Source organism: Enterobacter sp. BIGb0383 (genome assembly GCF_003751845.1).
Lineage (GTDB): Bacteria > Pseudomonadota > Gammaproteobacteria > Enterobacterales > Enterobacteriaceae > BIGb0383.
Genome location: NZ_RJKQ01000002.1, coordinates 1,248,397 through 1,265,945 on the forward strand (window position 1 = coordinate 1,248,397; position 17,549 = coordinate 1,265,945).

Here is a 17,549-nt window from a genome sequence, read left to right on the forward strand (position 1 = left end):
ACCTTTATTTTCCAGGCAGAGGCTCCACGATGAGTAAAGTCAAACAACAGGATATTGACCGACTGATAGCCCTGGTCGGCGGCCGCGAGAATATCGCCACCGTCAGCCACTGCATTACCCGTCTGCGTTTTGTTCTCAACTCCCCGGCTAAAGCCGACCCGAAGGCCATCGAAGCACTGCCGATGGTCAAAGGCTGCTTTACCAACGCCGGGCAGTTTCAGGTGGTGGTCGGCACCGAGGTCGGCGACTACTACCAGGCCCTGCTGGCCACCACCGGCCACAGCCGGGCGGATAAAGAGCAGGCCAAAATGGCCGCCCGCCAGAATATGAAGTGGCACGAGCAGCTGATCTCCCACTTCGCAGAGATCTTCTTCCCTCTGCTACCGGCGCTGATCAGCGGCGGCCTGATCCTCGGCTTCCGCAATGTGATCGGCGATCTGCCGATGAGCAACGGCCAGACCCTGGCCCAGATCTACCCGGCCCTGCAAACCGTCTACGATTTCCTGTGGCTGATCGGCGAGGCGATCTTCTTCTATCTCCCGGTCGGGATCTGCTGGTCGGCGGTGCGTAAAATGGGCGGCACGCCGATCCTCGGTATTGTGCTGGGCGTAACCCTGGTCTCGCCGCAGCTGATGAATGCATATCTGCTGGGAACCCAGGTGCCGGAGGTGTGGAACTTTGGCCTCTTTACCGTCGCTAAAGTGGGCTATCAGGCGCAGGTGATCCCGGCTCTGCTGGCCGGTCTGGCACTGGGGGTGATTGAAACCCGCTTAAAACGCTGGGTGCCGGACTATCTCTATCTGGTGGTGGTCCCGGTCTGCTCTCTGCTGCTGGCGGTGTTCCTCGCCCACGCCCTGATTGGTCCCTTCGGGCGGATTATCGGCGACGGCGTGGCCTTTGCCGTGCGCCATCTGATGACCGGCAGCTTCGCGCCGATTGGCGCCGCCCTGTTTGGTTTCCTCTATGCCCCGCTGGTGATCACCGGCGTGCACCAGACAACGCTGGCGATTGATATGCAGATGATCCAGAGCATGGGCGGTACTCCGGTCTGGCCGCTGATCGCCCTGTCGAATATTGCCCAGGCGTCGGCGGTGGTCGGCATCATTATCTGCAGCCGCAAGCATAACGAGCGCGAAATTTCGGTCCCGGCGGCGATTTCCGCCTTCCTCGGCGTCACCGAACCGGCGATGTACGGCATCAACCTGAAATACCGCTTCCCGATGCTGTGCGCGATGGTCGGTTCCGGCCTGGCCGGGCTGCTGTGCGGTCTGTACGGGGTGATGGCTAACGGGATAGGCGTCGGCGGCCTGCCGGGCATTCTCTCCATCCAGCCGGGCTTCTGGCAGGTCTTCGCCCTGGCGATGGCGGTGGCGATTGTCATCCCCATCATCCTGACTTCCGTCATCTACCAGCGCAGGCTCCGTCAGGGCGCGCTGCTGGTGGTGTAATTACCTTTGCGGGGCGTTGTTGCGCCCCGCCGTTTTTAGCAGGAAAGCACTATGAATACCTCTCTCCCCTGGTGGCAAAACGGCGTTATCTATCAGATCTACCCAAAGAGTTTTCAGGACACAACAGGCAGCGGCACCGGCGATCTGCGCGGGGTGATTTCCCGCCTCGACTATCTGCAGCAGCTTGGCGTGGACGCCATCTGGCTGACGCCCTTTTATGTGTCACCCCAGGTGGATAACGGCTATGACGTGGCCGATTACACCGCCGTCGACCCGGCTTACGGCACCCTTGGGGATTTTGACGAACTGGTAGCCCGCGCCCATCAGCGCGGGATGCGTATCGTGCTGGATATGGTGTTTAATCATACCTCTACCGAACACGCCTGGTTTCGTGAGGCGCTGGATAAAAATAGTCCGCGACGTCACTTCTATATCTGGCGCGACGGCGTGCCGGAACAGTTGCCCAATAACTGGCGCTCTAAATTCGGCGGTCCGGCCTGGAAATGGCACGCGCCGAGCGAGCAGTACTATCTGCACCTCTTTGCCCCGGAGCAGGCGGATCTGAACTGGGACAACCCGGCGGTACGCGCCGAGCTGAAAAAGGTCTGTGAATTCTGGGCCGATCGCGGCGTCGACGGTCTGCGCCTTGACGTCGTCAACCTGATCGCCAAAGAGCAGACCTTCCCGGACGATCCTCAGGGCGATGGCCGTAGCTTCTATACGGATGGGCTACGGGCCCATGACTATCTGCGCGAAATGAGCCGGGATGTGTTTCAGCCGCGCAATCTGATGACGGTGGGCGAAATGTCCTCCACCACGCTTGAGAGCTGCCGCCAGTACGCCAGCCTCAATGGCGACCAGCTGTCGATGACCTTTAACTTTCACCATCTGAAGGTCGATTATCCCGGCGGCGAAAAGTGGACGCTGGCAAAAGCGGACTTTGTTGCGCTTAAGCGCCTGTTCCGCCACTGGCAGCAGGGAATGCATAACCAGGCCTGGAACGCCCTGTTCTGGTGTAACCACGATCAGCCACGTATCGTCTCGCGTTTCGGCGACGACGGCGCCCTGCGCGTTCCGGCGGCTAAAATGCTGGCGATGGTGCTGCACGGGATGCAGGGCACGCCCTATATCTATCAGGGCGAAGAGATCGGCATGACCAACCCGCGCTTCACGCAGATCGACGACTATCGCGACGTGGAGAGCCTCAATATGTTCCGCGAAAAGCGCGCGCTGGGTCGCGATACGGATGAACTGCTGGCGATCCTCGCCAGTAAATCCCGCGATAACAGCCGCACGCCGATCCCGTGGAGCGCACAACGCCACGGCGGTTTTACCACCGGCGAACCCTGGATTGATCTCGGGAAGCACTATCAGGAGATTAACGTCGAGGCAGCACTGAACGATCCGGATTCAGTGTTCTACACCTATCAACAGCTGATTCAGCTGCGTAAAACTCTGCCACTGCTTACCTTTGGCGATTATCATGACGCCCTCCCGGATCACCCTTTCCTCTGGAGCTATCGCCGCCACTGGCAGGGCCAGACGTTGCAGGTTGTCGCCAACCTGAGCCACGAATGCCAGCCCTGGCAACCGGAAACGACCAACGGAAACTGGAAGCAAGTGCTCACTAACTACGCGGAAACATCGGAGACACCCTGCGAGATGATTCTCCGGCCGTTTGAAGCGGTGTGGTGGCTACAGGAGTAAAATAATCGTGATGACAGATGGGGGAAGGAGTGAACGGACGTTCCTGCCTCCATCTATTTATTGTGACGGCAAGGCAGGAAGGACAAGAAAGTATAATCAGTGGCGGATTTTCGCCAGCTCGTCTGCCGTCAGCCCGGTCAGCTTTATGATGGTATTGCGGTCGAGGCCGTTCTGCAGCATGGTGCGTGCAACTTCGAGTTTGCCTTTCTCTATGCCACGCTCTTCACCGAGCAGGATCCCTTTTTCAATGCCCTGCTCAAGACCTTTCTCAAGACCTTTCTCCATGCCCTTCTGTTCGAGCTGTTGTGCGATAGTCATCAGTTGGTCCTCATGCTGTGGCACCCGCATCCTATGGGGTAACTATATTATCTAATTCCATTTTTACTTACGTGACGCGCACAACAGTTAAACAAACGGAAAAAACACTTCGCCGAGCCGCCTTACTACAGCACCTTCCATAGTATGCCCCTATGTTTTCGCTGCATTTTTAAGCAAACATAATGAAGAAACATTTACATTTCCCCCGGATGCCCGTCCGCTGTGCTCCTTGCGCACTTTCACTCTTTTACTTTGTCCTGAATCAAAAAAGTCGCAAACATCTTTGATGCAAAGCACTACATATAGACTTTAGAATGCATCCCGGCCCTACATCTTGTATTAATCGTCTATTATTACAACAAATCCTCACTCCCTAATCGCAACGGAGTTGTGGATAAACCGGGCCAGAATCGAGGGAAGTGATTGCTTAGCGTGGTGAATACCCCGGCAGCGCTTTTCTGAACCTCTGTGGATAACCTGTTTTCAAAAATTATGGAGTGATCATGACACCGCATGTGATGAAACGAGACGGCTGTAAAGTGCCTTTCACATCAGAGCGCATTAAAGAAGCCATTCTTCGTGCAGCTAAAGCAGCGGGAGTCGATGACGCAGACTATTGCGCCACCGTCGCAGATATTGTGTGCCGCCAGATGGATGGCCGCAGCCAGGTCGATATCAATGAGATCCAGACCGCGGTTGAAAATCAGCTGATGACCGGCCAGTACAAGCAGCTGGCCCGCGCCTATATCGAATACCGCCACGACCGTGATATCGAGCGCGAAAAGCGCGGCCGCCTGAACCAGGAAATTCGGGGTCTGGTGGAACAAACCAACCCGGCGCTGCTCAACGAAAACGCCAATAAAGACAGTAAGGTGATCCCGACCCAGCGCGACCTGCTGGCCGGTATCGTCGCCAAACACTACGCCCGTCAGTACATTCTGCCGCGTGACGTGGTGCAGGCGCACGAGCGCGGCGAGATCCACTACCACGATCTCGACTACTCTCCGTTCTTCCCGATGTTTAACTGTATGCTGATCGATCTGAAAGGCATGCTGACCCACGGCTTTAAGATGGGCAACGCGGAGATCGAACCGCCGAAATCCATCTCAACCGCCACGGCGGTGACCGCGCAAATCATCGCCCAGGTGGCAAGCCATATCTACGGCGGCACCACCATTAACCGTATCGACGAAGTACTGGCTCCGTTCGTCACCGCCAGCTTTAATAAGCACCGCGAAGTGGCCGAAGAGTGGCAGATCCCGAATCCCGACGGCTACGCCCACTCGCGCACCGAAAAAGAGTGCTATGACGCGTTCCAGTCGCTGGAATATGAGGTCAACACACTGCACACCGCCAACGGCCAGACGCCGTTCGTCACCTTTGGTTTTGGCCTCGGCACCAGCTGGGAGTCACGCATGATACAGCAGTCGATCCTGCGTAACCGCATCGCCGGCCTCGGTAAAAACCGCAAGACCGCCGTGTTCCCGAAACTGGTGTTCGCGATTCGCGACGGCCTGAACCACAAGTTCGGCGACCCGAGCTACGATATCAAACAGCTGGCTCTGGAATGCGCCAGCAAGCGCATGTACCCGGATATCCTCAACTACGATCAGGTCGTCAAAGTCACCGGCTCCTTTAAAACCCCGATGGGCTGCCGCAGCTTCCTTGGCGTGTATGAAGATGAAAACGGTGAGCAGGTCCACGACGGACGTAATAACCTCGGTGTCATCAGCCTGAACCTGCCGCGCATCGCGCTGGAAGCGAAAGGCAACGAAGAGGCATTCTGGAAACTGCTCGACGCTCGCCTGGTGCTGGCGCGTAAAGCCCTGATGACCCGTATTGCCCGCCTGGAAGGCGTCAAAGCCCGCGTTGCGCCAATCCTCTATATGGAAGGCGCCTGCGGCGTGCGGCTGAAAGCCGACGACGACGTGGCCGAGATCTTTAAAAACGGCCGGGCGTCTATTTCCCTGGGCTATATCGGCATCCACGAAACCATTAACGCCCTGTGCGGCGATGCGCATATGTTCGACAGCGAAACCCTGCGTGCTAAAGGCCTTGCCATCGTGCAGCGCATGCGTGACGCGGTGGAACAGTGGAAAGAAGAGACCGGCTACGGCTTCAGCCTTTACAGCACCCCGAGCGAAAATTTGTGCGACCGCTTCTGCCGCCTGGATACCGCCGAATTCGGCGTGGTCGACGGCGTCACCGACAAGGGCTACTACACCAACAGCTTCCACCTGGACGTTGAGAAAAAGGTTAATCCGTACGACAAGATTGATTTCGAAGCGCCGTACCCGCCGCTGGCGAGCGGGGGCTTTATTTGCTACGGCGAATACCCGAATATTCAGCACAACCTGAAGGCGCTGGAAGACGTGTGGGACTACAGCTATCAGCACGTGCCCTACTACGGTACCAATACGCCAATCGACGAGTGCTACGAGTGCGGCTATACCGGGGAATTCGAGTGCACCAGCAAAGGCTTCACCTGCCCGAAATGCGGTAACCACGACGCTGCCCGCGTGTCGGTCACCCGCCGCGTCTGCGGCTACCTCGGCAGCCCGGATGCCCGTCCGTTTAACGCCGGTAAGCAGGAAGAAGTGAAGCGCCGCGTGAAGCATCTGGGGAATGGGCAGATCGGTTGATGAATTTTCATCAATACTACCCGGTCGACATTGTTAATGGCCCCGGCACCCGCTGCACCCTCTTTGTTTCGGGATGCGTGCACGAGTGCCCCGGCTGCTATAACAAAAGCACCTGGCGGCTCAATTCCGGCCTGCCGTACACCGCCGAGGTCGAAGACAAGATTATTGCCGATCTGAACGATACGCGGGTTAAGCGTCAGGGGATCACGCTCTCCGGTGGCGATCCGCTGCATCCGCAGAATGTGCCGACGATCCTGACGCTGGTTGAGCGTATTCGCGCCGAGTGTCCCGGCAAGGATATCTGGGTCTGGACCGGCTATAAGCTGGACGAGCTGAACGCCGAACAGATGGCGGTGGTGGATTTGATTAACGTGCTGGTCGACGGGAAATTTGTGCAGGATTTAAAAGACCCGGCGCTGATCTGGCGAGGCAGTAGCAACCAGGTCGTGCATCATCTGAGATAAACCTTCACCCGACCGCGCAAGCGGCCGGGCTTTCTGGCTTATTTAGCCACGATAAAACGCTTTTCATCTTCCATATAGGTTTTATCGCCCGCCGGTGCCGCAATCGAACCGAAGTTCATATGCGCGCGCAGTTTCCAGTTAGACGGGATGTTCCAGGTCTGCTGAACATCGCTGTCGATCAGCGGGTTGTAGTGCTGCAGGTTCGCGCCAATCCCTTTCTCTGCCAGTGCCAGCCAGACCGCATACTGGGCGATACCGGAGCTGTGCTCGGACCAGACCGGGAAGTTGTCCGCATAGGCAGCAAACTGCTCCTGCAGGCCCGTCACCACATTCTGATCTTCGAAGAACAGCACCGAACCTGCCGCGGCGGCAAAGCCGTCGATTTTGTCGGAGGTGGCGTGGAAGCTCTCTGCCGGAACAATTTTGCGTAGCTGTTCACGTACCAGCTCCCAGAATTTATTGTGCTCGTTACCCAGCAGGATCAGAGCGCGGGAGCTTTGGGAGTTAAACGCCGACGGCGCCTGGCGAATCGCATCCTGAATCAGCTGAACAACCGTATCTTCGGCCAGCGGAAGATCTTTGCCCAGGGCATAAATGGTACGGCGTTGTGTGGCAAGCGAAAGGTAATTATCTGACATAACGACTCCTGAAAGCGTTTCGGGTTCCTGTATCGGCATCACCGGGCTGCTGCTTTTTGGCGCAGTCGGGGCGGGCCGTGAGAGTAGTGCGTTCAAAATTTTCTGAAACGAACTCATGATGTACGGATTCCTGTCTGAGTCCTGACGTCGGGCATAACGCTGCCCTGCTGTTGAAAAGATAAACCTGACGGCGCCTGAAAGAAAGCAAAACGCTTTGTTGGCTATCGTCAAAAAAACCGAACAAGCGACGATTGTTCATTTTTTATTAAATAATTTTTTTCTGCTGCCGATAATTCTATAGTCACGTTCACCCGACAGAAATACCCTCCTCCCTGTGGAGGTGACGATCCCTTGCGCGCAGCGCTACATTGCGATGATTGGAGATGATGATGAACGGCATTGAAAACATTACCGCCGCGAATACTCAGAGCGATTCGCTTTTATCTAACAACGATAATACTTCTGCCATGCGGAATAATCCCAAAACAGCAGAATCTAATAGTGATAATAATCAAAAGGGTATTGAGGAAAGCAGCACAAAGATCACACTTTCAGCTACCGATCTGGAAGAGATAAATAAACAGCATGAACTTAAAGTTGAAGAAGTTAAAAAGACCGACTACACCCTGGAGATGACCGGACTACCCCTGTTTGGCGGCAGACTGATCTCGATAGCGAAGTACCCGAACGGTGAAGAGGTGATTGTTGATGCCCTTTCCGGGAGAAGACTGACGGCGCAGGAGCTGCAGGATTTATCCTCTGCACAACAGCAGGTAGTTGACTTGCCCGACATGGATATTATTGGTTCCGTACGCGATCCCAGTGATCTTTAATATATTTAAGCCAACTTGATAATTATAATAAATACGCTACGCGCGAAATAATTTACTATAAGGCAAGATAAGAAAGCCCTCTCTCCCGTATTTATATATTGGGAAAGGATCGGACCAGAGCTTTCACCGGATACAGAATTTAAAACCACCAGGGATAAATTCAGGCGAGTTAAAAACGCCCCAGACACTCTATTGCCACCGATTTAAATTCGGCGAAATCCTTACAGCCACAGAGTCTTGCCATGGCGCGCTCGCGCAGGAAAGTGACGAATATATCGTAGATGGCCATTGCCTCCTCATATTCGCTTTTGCTGATCGCCAGCAGAAAGATCACCTGGGCCGTTTCATCTCCCCAGCGGATCCCCTGCGGGGCCAGCACCGTATAGACCACGGTTTTCTTTGCCAGCAGTCCCAGGGAGTGCGGCAGCGCGATACCGTCGCCGAGCATAGTGCTGACAATAGCTTCTCGCTCGACCACCGAATCAAGAAACGCCGCGTCAACAAAACCTTCCTGCTCAAGCTGGCCGCACAACTCCCGGAACAGAGTCTGTCTGTCGACCGGCTCCTCAATCACCCGGAAATGGGCGGCATCAAAATATTTGTTCAGCATCCACGGGCGGGTACGGTCCACCAGCACCAGTTTGCCAATCTGCTCCAGCTGGTAGTCGGTCGGGAACGGGGCGATGGTCACCACCGGCTTATCCTTCTCCGCGATGCGCGCCGTGGAGATCACAAAGTCTTCGGCGACCGATTCGCGCTGCTCATAGTCGCGCAGGGTGAGGGTGCCGGTGACCTCGATTTGCGGGTATTTTCGCTGCAGCACCGCCTCAATCATCCGCACCATCGCATTACCGGTATCGCACACCAGCAGCACCCGGGGATGGCGCTGATAGCCGATATTGTAGTGCCGCTCAAGGCCCACGCCGATATGCAGTACCAGAAAACCAATCTCATTTTCGCTGATACTGTACGGCGTGTATTTCCCCCAGCTGGAGACCGCCGCCAGGGTCATGTCCCACGCCATCGGGTAGTGCTGCTTGATATTATCCAGCAGCGGATTGGGGATCATGATCTGGTAGCGCACCCGGGTGATCATGGTTTTGATATGGGTCAGCAGGTCCGCGTGGAGCTGCGCATCATCGAGCAGATTGTAGTTATAGTGGCTGTTGATATAGCGCAGGATATAGAGCACCAGGGCTTCATCATCATCGGCGTTAATGGCGCTGGGAGCCGCATCCTGCACCTGACGAGCGGCAATATGCACCCGCAGCCAGCTCTCTTCCGATGACGACAGCGGTTTTCCGGCCAGCTGCTGTAAGACCTGAACCACTTCCCGCGCCGCATCGCGTACCCGCTCGTCCACGTCATCGGCGCTGAAATCCGCCAGGGGATAGCCTTCGCTGATGCGCCGCACCGAGACGGCGCAGTAAAGGCGAATAAAGCGTTCGCCTTCATCGGTCAGACGGATAGCAAAGCGAGTAAAGATATCATGCAGCACCACCATCAGCTGTTCCGGCACGCCCGCGTTCAGCACCTCATCGACTATCGGCGCGCTGACGGCATCCTGCTGGCTGAGATCCCAGAGCAGATCCGTCAGACAGGCGCGGATAGCCACCTCGCTGCCGAACAGTTTCATGCCGTGACGCGGACGGGTTTCGAGGGTCAGATGGTAGCGCGCCAGCCACTCGCGCACGTCAACCATATCGCCCTGCAGGGTTGCGCGGCTGACAAACCACTCATCGGCCAGGTCTTCCAGCTTGAGGGAGAAGGCGGAGGTAAGAAAACGCACCACCAGGTAGTGAACCCGCTGCAGGCCGCTGCGCGGAATACGCAGCCCACGCGGACGAGCCACCTCCAGACGCTGGTAGCGCGAGGCGTCCTCTACTTTTAGCTGATAGCCGTTGCCGCGGCTGAGGATAAACTGCGCCCCGTGGGCTTCCAGCAGGGCGTTAAGCGCGGTGATATCGGCCCGAACGGTCCGCGTCGAAACCGACAGCCGCTGGGCCAGTTCGTCCTGCGGCAGCGTTTCGTTTTGCAGCATATCAAACAGCTGCGCCAGGCGTTGGTTCGGGAATCGCACGTCAGTTTCCTTTTATCACTATTAGCCCACGCATTTTTTGGTGAGTGCCAGCAGCGTGCGGACATCGTCCGGGCGCGTATCGCCGCTTGCCTTATCAATAATCGAGCTGTAGATGTGCGGGATGATTTTGCTGACCCCGGCATCGAGGGCGATCTGCAGGATCTCGCCGTAGTTGTCCAGATCGATCCCGCCGGTTGGCTCCAGCCAGAAGTCGTGGCGTGCGCAGGCTTCGGCCACGGCCTGGAACTCCGCACGGCTCTTCAGCCCGCCCATCGGGAAATATTTGATCGAGCTACCGCCCATATCCTTCAGCAGGGCAATGGCCGTTTCCACATCGACAATCCCGTCCAGCGCTTTGCTGCTCAGCGGGCCGGTGGAGATTTTGACCTTGCCCGGCGTACCGGTGGGCGACACCAGACCGTTAACCACCGTCTCGCTCTGGCCCAGCAGCGCCCGGCTGGTGCCGACGCCGGTAAAGACCTGGTTCACATGCTGAGGCTGGATCTGGCGGGAGATTTCGCTGACCATCGCCGACTGGTTCGGATCGCCTGCGCCCAGGCCGACCGAGAGCGCGTTATCAATAAGCATCGCATACTCACGCATATCCGCCACCGCGCTGGCGACGTCCGGGTAGTTTTTCGACAGCACGCCGACCAGGACGTGACCTTCCGCCGCTTCATAGATGGCGCTGGCGTTAGATTTTGACCCGGCCAGGACGTTCAGACACACCCGGTCGCGGTAGAAATTGGGCGTCAGTTTCATGCGTGATTCTCCTTACGTAAGACTTCCTCGATACGGCGGGCAACAATCGCCAGCTGAGCCGCGTTAACGCTGCGCACGTCGGCTTCGATAATCCCTTCATTGGCTTTGTAGCCACGGAAATAGATAGCGTACTCGCCCTGCTTCAGCGCGCTGACCACCTCGCCTGCGCCAATCCCGGTGACCTTCTGATCAAACTTAATCTCCGCTCTCGCGATATCGCGCCCGGCGCTGTCCCAGACTTCACGAGCGGTCACGCCGTCCAGGGCATTGAGCTGCTGAATAAACGGGGTCATTTTTGCCACCATCTCCGCCCCGCTCTCTTTGGCGGCGGTAAGGTAGTGTTCGATGGCGCAGGTCAGACCGAGGATGCCCTCTTTCCCGACCTTCATTGCCCGGCCAATCCCCGCCGACTGGCGTTTAACCCACTCCACGTACCGGGTTTTGCCGATCACCAGACCGCTGGTCGGCCCTTCAATCGCCTTCGCGCCGCTGTAGATCACCAGGTCCGCACCGGCCCGGTAGTAGCACTGCAGATCCTCTTCCGCCGCCGCATCGACAATCAGCGGCAGGCCGTGCTCGCGGGCGACCGCGACCGCCTGCTCGACGCTAAGCATGCTTTTCTGCACGCAGTGGTGGGACTTGATATAGAGGATCGCCGCTGTACGCGGGGTAATCGCCGCTGCCAGCTGCTGGGGCGAACATTCGTTGGCATAGCCCGCTTCGACCAGACGGCCGCCGCCCAGCGCCACCATACTGCCGACCGGCGCACCGAAGTTCACGTTATGGCCTTTCGGCAGGACAATTTCGTTATTTTCAATTGGCGTGACGTGCAGGTTTTCCAGCAGCCAGTCGCTGTCTTTCACCAGCACCGCCGCCACCGACTGGGCAATGCCCGCCGAGGCGCAGGAGACGACGGTCGCCCCTTCTACGTCCAGCAGCTTCGCGATGTATTCCCCGGTTTTGTTCACCAGGTCCTTCATTTCGAAGTAGTGGTTCATCCCACTTAACGCCGCCTCAACCACTTCCGGTCGCGGGGTGGAGACGCCCAGCGCCGTCATACGGCCAGACGTGTTAATCACCTGTTTTAAATCGTATTTCTCAAAAATCGAAGGCATGTTCAGCGCTCCCTTGTTCGGTCAACCAGCCCTTACCTGCCCGCACCGCCGCCAGCGGCACCAGCATCTGTTCGGCCTGTAAACTTTCCTGCTCCGCATCCACCAGCAGGCACGGCTGCCTGCGCAGGGCGAAGATCGTCAGATCCCCGTCGCAGCCCACGTCCAGCCGACCTTTCTGGCTCAGCCGCAGCCCGTCGGCCGCATGACGGGTTACGCAGTCAATCACCTGCGGCAGCGACATGCCGATGGCGAGGAATTTAGACATCACGCTCGCCAGGCTGCCCACCGGGCCGTTAAGGCGGTTGCGACAGTAGATATCCGAGCTGATGGTATGGGGCAAAATGCCCTGCCGAATGGCCTGCTGCGCCACCGCAAAGCTAAAGCTCGCGGTGCCGTGGCCCACATCCAGCCGGACGCCTCGCCGAATGGCGTCGGTAATCGAGGCGCGCAGTTCACCCGACGGGGTGAGAATTCGGTTTGGCTTGCCGTTATAGCAGTGGGTAATGATGTCCCCTGAGGTCAGCAGCGCGGCAATCTCGTCGAGATCCGGCGGGGTGTTGCCGATATGCACCATCAGCGGCAGATCGCCGTTTTCACGCTGGAAAGCTTTGGCTTTCTCCAGCGGCGTAATGCCGTTTTCACCGACCACGCTACTGCTCATTCGCGCCTTCAGGCCGACGATAAAGTCAGGGTGACGCTTCAGGGCGTCGCGCACCGCATCGCCGTCGACATGGGCCATGCTGGCCAGTTCGTTCTGCGCCACCAGCCCCACGCGGGAGATATTGAGCAACGCATAAACCTCTGTTGCGGCCTTGCGGGTCAGGGTATAGAAGTCGTCTACGTCATCAGCCCCGGTACTTCCGGCGTCGATCACCGTGGTCACGCCGGTACGAATACCCACGCTGTCCGGCTCATCGTGATAGATAGGCGAACGGGGATAACAGTGGACGTGGGAATCGATCCAGCCAGCGCTGACATAGTATTCACCGCCCAGATCGATGCTTTGCCGGGCCGGACCGTTCAGGTCGCCCAGCGCGGCAATTTTGCCGTCAACGATGGCGATATCCGTCAGCGTATCGTCCACCTGTCGCGCACGGCGCAGGAGTAAATCAAACATACGCATCTCCTGTAAGAGCGGGCGCTGTCGCGCCCGCTGGGTTAGCTAATAGCAATCGGGAAGAAAGAACCTAACAGCATCGCACCGAGGATCGCGCCGCCGGTGATCGGCTTCTGCCAGATATAAAACAGCAGCGCGCCCACCAGAGAACCGACACCGATCGGGATCGAGGCGGTCATGGCGCTGAGGATAATCAGCGGCCCAAGGAAGCGGCCGGAGGCGTTACCGGCCCCCATCATCACGTCCGCCCCGTAGGTGGAGTCGCTCTGATTGATGGTGAACTTACGCGCCAGGATAATCAGGTAGCCAATCGCCAGACCAATCACCAGACCGGTGAACAGGGAAGCGATAAAGTTCGCCACCGGGAAGACAAACCCTGCGCCGAGCAGCAGCGCCGGAACGCCGAGGCCCACGCCGGTCTGGATTGCACCGCCGATATCGAGGATCCCCACCAGCGAGCCTTCGATAATACGGGCAAACAGGAAGCTGGCACCGAATGCCGCCACCGCGCCGTACACGCCGGTATCCATACCCGCTTTCAGCATCGCCACGAAGGCCACTTCGTTAAACGCGCCGATTCCGTACAGATAGTACATATGCGTCCCAGCGAAGACGCCGGAAGAGAGCAGGCCTACAAAGATCGGGAACGACCAGTCGGCATACCAAAAACCTTTATTCTGTTCCATGTCGGGCTCCTGTTATTTGCCGCTGAGCGAGTTGTGGATCAGTTCGAGCCAGTTCGGCACGGTCAGATGGAAGGATTCGATCATCTTCATATCGAAACCGCGGAAGAAGGCGCTCAGCACAAACAGCGCGACGATGGCGGTCATCATGACTTTGGTCACGCGATTCCAGCCGCTCTCTTCCACACCTTTACCGATCAGGATCCCCAGAACCAGACCCGGTACGGCGTTGCCCATAATCAGCTGCGCGCAGCCGCCGAAGATGGTGGCCCAGAAGCCCGATTTCTTACCGGCATCGATGGCCGCCAGCCAGAAAATCACCGGCATCACGGTGTTTACCAGCAGGTTCGCTGCCGGGACCAGAACCTTCACCGCCGTGACCTGCAGCGCTTCCGGCACGGAAGAGGCGGTCAGGTTAAGGAAGGTCACCACGATCATGCCGATCACGCCGCAGGCAATCGCCATGCGCTTCGGATCGTGCAGGGTTTCGCCGACGTTACGGTTTTTCAGCATCAGCGCCGCCGCGCCCCAGTTAGGGATAATGCGGTGGTCAACGTCCTGCGTGAAGGAGCCCGCCGCAACCGACGAGGCCCAGGCGTTAAAGAAGAAGCCCAGCCCAAACGAGAAGTGAGACGCCGGGTCCCCTTCACAGGAGTTCAGCTCCCCCAGCGTACGAAACGCGCCCATCCCCTGAGTGGTGGGCGCATGAAACATGCGTGCAGCCCCGGCACCCACACCGACGCCCACCAGGCCGCCGATAATGAGTGATTTTATTAGTATGATTAAGAACATCTGTCTGCCCTCTTTGACCCGGTTTGTGTCTGGCACTCCGGGTTGCGTTATGTCGTGACGAAGTCCACTTTGTCGAGGTTAATGGCGGTCACGTTGACGGTGACGTCCAGCTCCACGCTGTACGCACGTCTTTCCCGACGTAAAAAGAAAAACAGAAATGCCTCTTTTCGCGTCGCTTGTTGCGCACGAACAACCTGCACATCCTGTGGCTCGATACGCAGTAAGATATGCGGCGATGCCTTCATCACCGCGGCCTGTACCTGGTTGAGCGCGTCGGAAAACGCACGCGCTTTAGACTCGCCCTTGCCGCTGACGCGGACCGTGGTGGTGAAGTTATCTTTCATCGATTCAGACGCCGTATTTTTTCTTCCAGGCCAGCACCAGACGCTCGCCCAGCTCTTCTTTGTCCATAAAGCCGAAGCCCAGCACGTTGTTGCCTTCGTTAATCGCCGTTACGCCTTCGTCGACTGAACGCATCCCGTATTTCGCTTTATAGCCGTGCTTGCTCTGGGCGGTAATCGCACCCGCGCCGCCGCTGCCGCAGAAGGAGATGCCGAAAGTCGCGTTCTCAGCTTTCATCACGTCGCCCAGCTTCATATCCGCCGCCACGCCCGGCACCACGACCGCACGGCCGCCTGCTTTTTCCACACCGGCAGCCACTTTCTGTCCCTTGCCCAGACGATCACCAATCACTACGGTTATCTGTTCCATCGTTTGCTCCTTACAGATTCTCTTTCGCGACTTCAAAGTGCACTGACAGCAGCCAGGACTCTTCATCGGGTAAATTGCCGAACCCGGCGACTACCTGGCGGGCCAGGGTCATCGAATCCGCTGAAATTTCTTCGAACAGGCTGATATCCACCTCCGGCAACGGCTCGCCGGTCACCGACCGGTGTGCCATCGCACGCACGTGCGAGGTCAGCATCTGTTCCTGTACCGCATTGGGAATAATGTTCTGGCTGGCCAGCAGGCTGTAAACCTGCTGCAGCATGCGTTCGGCAAGCTGCTCCACCCGATCCCCGGCGTCCTGTGTTACCGCTCCGTTATTCACTTGTCTCACCCCATCAATAGCGCTGGGATCAAACTAACGTCAGCCGGGAAAAGTTTGTAGCGAGGTGTTTTCCACTTCAAAGTGGAAAGGGGCGAGGCATCAGTGATCTATGCCACATAAATGTGCGGGCCGGAGATTTCGTGCTGGCTTTTGCCGGGAAAGCATCGCACTGGCGTCCATAGACGCCTTCAGGACCGTCAGATTGCTTCCGCCAGAAAGGAAGGGGATAAAAAAAACTTATGAATATCAGCGGGCGGAAAGAAAATAGATGCCAGGCGTGACGCCGAAACGTTGACGAAATACGGCGATATAGGCGCTGGTATTATCATAGCCATACTGCGCTGCAACCTGTGCAACTGGCAGCCCCGCCGCCAGTCCCTCCAGCGAACGTAGGATCCGCGCCTGTTGCCGCCAGCGTGCAAAGGTTAAACCGGTCTGCCCGATAAACAACCGGCTAAGCGTACGGCCGCTCAGCCCGGCACAGGCAGCCAGATCTGCCTGTCGACGATCATCATCCGGGTGTGCCAGTAATTGCTGTGCGACCGTCCGGGCACGTTTATCAACGGGAAGCAGCAACTGAAGCGCCGCCGTCGGCGACTGCAAAAATGCATCCAGGAGTACGCCGATAAGCCGTAGCCGGACCGCCTCGCTATCCCCCTGCCCACGACGCGCCAGACGAGCCAGCAGTGCCGTCAGAAAATCGTCCGCCGTCACCAGCGTGGGTTCGCCCGGCATCGCGTCGCAAAGGTCGGGCGGAAGCAACAGGCTCCAGCCCTGTATTTCACCGCAGGCCACCGACTGATGAAAACATCCTGGCGGCAACCAGCCTGCGCAGCCTGGCGTCAACGCCCACTGCCCACCGGGCGTGATCAGGGAAATCATTCCCTTCGTTAGCCAGTAAAACTGCCCTTCGGCATGATGATGGCTGGGCGTTTGCGTTCGGTTGTCATGTTCAAGTCTGGTCGCGTGAAATGGCGTCATTATGGCTTATTCCCCGTATATCACGTCTGAATGCGATTATTATGCCATCAACATCGCCGGTTATCCTTGTGGCTTCTGCTATAAGGAGACACTGATGAACACTAACCGCCGTACCGTCCTTGAGGCGCTCGCGATAATTAGCGAACCCGCCCACAGCCCCGAACGCATCGCCAGCTGGTTTGACCCGGATTATCAGCAGCAGGTGGACGGTCACGTTCTCAATTACGCACAGTTTCTGATCCATATGGCTACGCTTAAAACGCTCACCCGCCGGATGACAATTGACGTAAAGGCCATCGCAGATAATGGGGACACGGTGCTAACGCATCATCAGGTCAACGTCACAAAACAGGACGGGCAAACCAGTCGGATTGAGGTTCTGGCACACTTTCAGTGTCGTGAGGGCAGGATTGTTCGCTGCGATGAACTGACCCGTCTGCTCACAGGCGATCCGGCGGATGCCGATCTGGGACAGCGTGTCGCATAAGAAAAAACGCCAGCCGGTGAAACCGACTGGCGGAGGGATTAACGGTATTTCTTGTGGTATGTGTTGCGGGTGGTTTTAAACTCTTCCGAGGCCGCCTGTGCCTCTTTTACTTTACCGGCTTCGGCCAGCTTCAGCGCGCCGTCGATCTGGCCGACAAGTACGTCAAAACCGTGGCGATAATCTTTCATCTCCGCGCTATCTGCCGCTTTACCTTCGAGCTTCGGCGGGGTCGCTTTCTGGGCGTCCAGCGCAGCGGTACGCATCGCATTCAGGGCGGTTTTCATCTCGCCTGCGTCATTCGTTTTCTGGACGATCTGCAGGTTTTCAGCCAGGGTATCCATATCCTCACCCAGGTCCGCAGCAAAGGCCACGGAACCGAACGCCAGAGAGGAGACGGCCAGCATCGTTAAGAGTTGTTTACGCATTGCTCA

General features: G+C 57.4%; 18 protein-coding genes and 1 pseudogene. 6 read left to right on the forward strand and 13 right to left on the reverse strand.

Features of this window, described 5'->3' with window-relative positions; all coding sequences use genetic code 11:
* The first annotated feature begins 29 nt into the window (after positions 1-29).
* Both treB and treC read left to right on the forward strand, forming a co-directional pair.
* Positions 30-1,448: a PTS trehalose transporter subunit IIBC gene (gene treB / locus EDF81_RS14230; RefSeq protein WP_123348767.1), complete on the forward strand. Its 1,419-nt coding sequence runs from the start codon at positions 30-32 to the stop codon at positions 1,446-1,448.
* A gap of 51 nt (positions 1,449-1,499) precedes the next feature.
* On the forward strand, positions 1,500-3,155 hold the full coding sequence (gene treC / locus EDF81_RS14235) for an alpha,alpha-phosphotrehalase (RefSeq protein ID WP_123348768.1): 1,656 nt from the start codon (positions 1,500-1,502) through the stop codon (positions 3,153-3,155).
* A 96-nt stretch (positions 3,156-3,251) separates the two neighbouring features.
* On the opposite strand, the pseudogene EDF81_RS14240 reads toward treC, so the two are convergent.
* Positions 3,252-3,500, reverse strand: a pseudogene (locus EDF81_RS14240) (ISNCY family transposase); the annotation flags it as partial.
* 476 nt (positions 3,501-3,976) lie between these two features.
* On the opposite strand from EDF81_RS14240, the gene nrdD reads away from it, so the two are divergent.
* On the forward strand, positions 3,977-6,115 hold the full coding sequence (gene nrdD, locus EDF81_RS14245) for an anaerobic ribonucleoside-triphosphate reductase (RefSeq protein ID WP_123348769.1): 2,139 nt from the start codon (positions 3,977-3,979) through the stop codon (positions 6,113-6,115).
* Positions 6,115-6,579: an anaerobic ribonucleoside-triphosphate reductase-activating protein gene (nrdG, locus tag EDF81_RS14250; protein WP_123348770.1), complete on the forward strand. Its 465-nt coding sequence runs from the start codon at positions 6,115-6,117 to the stop codon at positions 6,577-6,579. The genes nrdD and nrdG overlap by 1 nt, the downstream gene beginning before the upstream one ends.
* A gap of 38 nt (positions 6,580-6,617) precedes the next feature.
* Here nrdG and EDF81_RS14255 read toward each other — a convergent pair whose 3' ends face one another.
* Positions 6,618-7,217 carry a nitroreductase family protein gene (locus EDF81_RS14255; RefSeq protein ID WP_123348771.1) on the reverse strand — a complete coding sequence of 200 codons (600 nt, stop codon included), beginning with the start codon at positions 7,215-7,217 and terminating at the stop codon, positions 6,618-6,620.
* A 383-nt stretch (positions 7,218-7,600) separates the two neighbouring features.
* Here EDF81_RS14255 and EDF81_RS14260 point away from each other — a divergent pair, with 383 nt between their 5' ends.
* Positions 7,601-8,050 (forward strand): hypothetical protein, encoded by a 450-nt coding sequence (locus EDF81_RS14260; RefSeq protein ID WP_123348772.1) that lies wholly within the window; start codon positions 7,601-7,603, stop codon positions 8,048-8,050.
* 169 nt (positions 8,051-8,219) lie between these two features.
* On the opposite strand, the gene EDF81_RS14265 is transcribed toward EDF81_RS14260, so the two are convergent.
* The 10 genes from EDF81_RS14265 to EDF81_RS14310 all read right to left on the reverse strand — a co-directional run bounded on the left by EDF81_RS14265 (position 8,220) and on the right by EDF81_RS14310 (position 16,631).
* Positions 8,220-10,130: a transcription antiterminator gene (locus tag EDF81_RS14265; protein WP_123348773.1), complete on the reverse strand. Its 1,911-nt coding sequence runs from the start codon at positions 10,128-10,130 to the stop codon at positions 8,220-8,222.
* Positions 10,131-10,151: 21 nt separating this feature from the next.
* Positions 10,152-10,892: a 2-dehydro-3-deoxy-phosphogluconate aldolase gene (locus tag EDF81_RS14270; RefSeq protein ID WP_123348774.1), complete on the reverse strand. Its 741-nt coding sequence runs from the start codon at positions 10,890-10,892 to the stop codon at positions 10,152-10,154.
* Positions 10,889-12,007: a DgaE family pyridoxal phosphate-dependent ammonia lyase gene (locus EDF81_RS14275; RefSeq protein ID WP_123348775.1), complete on the reverse strand. Its 1,119-nt coding sequence runs from the start codon at positions 12,005-12,007 to the stop codon at positions 10,889-10,891. Before EDF81_RS14275 ends, EDF81_RS14270 begins: the two co-directional genes overlap by 4 nt.
* Entirely contained in the window at positions 11,991-13,124 is a 1,134-nt protein-coding gene (locus tag EDF81_RS14280) for an amidohydrolase/deacetylase family metallohydrolase (RefSeq protein ID WP_123348776.1), read from the reverse strand. Before EDF81_RS14280 ends, EDF81_RS14275 begins: the two co-directional genes overlap by 17 nt.
* A gap of 41 nt (positions 13,125-13,165) precedes the next feature.
* Positions 13,166-13,810: a DUF4310 family protein gene (locus tag EDF81_RS14285; RefSeq protein ID WP_123348777.1), complete on the reverse strand. Its 645-nt coding sequence runs from the start codon at positions 13,808-13,810 to the stop codon at positions 13,166-13,168.
* 12 nt (positions 13,811-13,822) lie between these two features.
* Complete coding sequence (locus EDF81_RS14290) at positions 13,823-14,599, reverse strand: DUF4311 domain-containing protein (protein WP_123348778.1); 777 nt, start codon at positions 14,597-14,599, stop codon at positions 13,823-13,825.
* A 47-nt stretch (positions 14,600-14,646) separates the two neighbouring features.
* Complete coding sequence (locus tag EDF81_RS14295; protein WP_123348779.1) at positions 14,647-14,943, reverse strand: DUF4312 family protein; 297 nt, start codon at positions 14,941-14,943, stop codon at positions 14,647-14,649.
* A gap of 4 nt (positions 14,944-14,947) precedes the next feature.
* Positions 14,948-15,310 (reverse strand): SFCGS family glycine-rich protein, encoded by a 363-nt coding sequence (locus EDF81_RS14300; protein WP_123348780.1) that lies wholly within the window; start codon positions 15,308-15,310, stop codon positions 14,948-14,950.
* Positions 15,311-15,320: 10 nt separating this feature from the next.
* Positions 15,321-15,650 carry a glycine dehydrogenase gene (locus tag EDF81_RS14305; RefSeq protein ID WP_123348781.1) on the reverse strand — a complete coding sequence of 110 codons (330 nt, stop codon included), beginning with the start codon at positions 15,648-15,650 and terminating at the stop codon, positions 15,321-15,323.
* Between the two features lie 246 nt (positions 15,651-15,896).
* Positions 15,897-16,631 (reverse strand): helix-turn-helix domain-containing protein, encoded by a 735-nt coding sequence (locus EDF81_RS14310; RefSeq protein ID WP_123348782.1) that lies wholly within the window; start codon positions 16,629-16,631, stop codon positions 15,897-15,899.
* 94 nt (positions 16,632-16,725) lie between these two features.
* Between EDF81_RS14310 and EDF81_RS14315 the strand changes: the two genes are divergently transcribed.
* The gene (locus EDF81_RS14315; RefSeq protein ID WP_123348783.1) at positions 16,726-17,118 is read left to right on the forward strand and encodes a nuclear transport factor 2 family protein; all 393 of its coding nucleotides are present in this window, start codon (positions 16,726-16,728) and stop codon (positions 17,116-17,118) included.
* 38 nt (positions 17,119-17,156) lie between these two features.
* Here EDF81_RS14315 and cybC read toward each other — a convergent pair whose 3' ends face one another.
* Complete coding sequence (cybC, locus tag EDF81_RS14320; RefSeq protein WP_123348784.1) at positions 17,157-17,543, reverse strand: cytochrome b562; 387 nt, start codon at positions 17,541-17,543, stop codon at positions 17,157-17,159.
* Positions 17,544-17,549: the final 6 nt, after the last annotated feature.

What these genes read in the sequence shown, in the direction of transcription:
- EDF81_RS14295 (WP_123348779.1), bottom strand. Translation starts at nt 14,943, where the DNA reads ATGAAAGATAACTTCACCACCACGGTCCGCGTCAGCGGCAAGGGCGAG.
- EDF81_RS14300 (WP_123348780.1), bottom strand. Translation starts at nt 15,310, where the DNA reads ATGGAACAGATAACCGTAGTGATTGGTGATCGTCTGGGCAAGGGACAG.
- treB (WP_123348767.1), top strand. Translation starts at nt 30, where the DNA reads ATGAGTAAAGTCAAACAACAGGATATTGACCGACTGATAGCCCTGGTC.
- EDF81_RS14255 (WP_123348771.1), bottom strand. Translation starts at nt 7,217, where the DNA reads ATGTCAGATAATTACCTTTCGCTTGCCACACAACGCCGTACCATTTAT.
- EDF81_RS14315 (WP_123348783.1), top strand. Translation starts at nt 16,726, where the DNA reads ATGAACACTAACCGCCGTACCGTCCTTGAGGCGCTCGCGATAATTAGC.
- EDF81_RS14310 (WP_123348782.1), bottom strand. Translation starts at nt 16,631, where the DNA reads ATGACGCCATTTCACGCGACCAGACTTGAACATGACAACCGAACGCAA.
- EDF81_RS14270 (WP_123348774.1), bottom strand. Translation starts at nt 10,892, where the DNA reads ATGAAACTGACGCCCAATTTCTACCGCGACCGGGTGTGTCTGAACGTC.
- cybC (WP_123348784.1), bottom strand. Translation starts at nt 17,543, where the DNA reads ATGCGTAAACAACTCTTAACGATGCTGGCCGTCTCCTCTCTGGCGTTC.
- nrdG (WP_123348770.1), top strand. Translation starts at nt 6,115, where the DNA reads ATGAATTTTCATCAATACTACCCGGTCGACATTGTTAATGGCCCCGGC.
- EDF81_RS14260 (WP_123348772.1), top strand. Translation starts at nt 7,601, where the DNA reads ATGATGATGAACGGCATTGAAAACATTACCGCCGCGAATACTCAGAGC.
- EDF81_RS14280 (WP_123348776.1), bottom strand. Translation starts at nt 13,124, where the DNA reads ATGTTTGATTTACTCCTGCGCCGTGCGCGACAGGTGGACGATACGCTG.
- nrdD (WP_123348769.1), top strand. Translation starts at nt 3,977, where the DNA reads ATGACACCGCATGTGATGAAACGAGACGGCTGTAAAGTGCCTTTCACA.
- EDF81_RS14290 (WP_123348778.1), bottom strand. Translation starts at nt 14,599, where the DNA reads ATGTTCTTAATCATACTAATAAAATCACTCATTATCGGCGGCCTGGTG.
- EDF81_RS14285 (WP_123348777.1), bottom strand. Translation starts at nt 13,810, where the DNA reads ATGGAACAGAATAAAGGTTTTTGGTATGCCGACTGGTCGTTCCCGATC.
- EDF81_RS14275 (WP_123348775.1), bottom strand. Translation starts at nt 12,007, where the DNA reads ATGCCTTCGATTTTTGAGAAATACGATTTAAAACAGGTGATTAACACG.
- treC (WP_123348768.1), top strand. Translation starts at nt 1,500, where the DNA reads ATGAATACCTCTCTCCCCTGGTGGCAAAACGGCGTTATCTATCAGATC.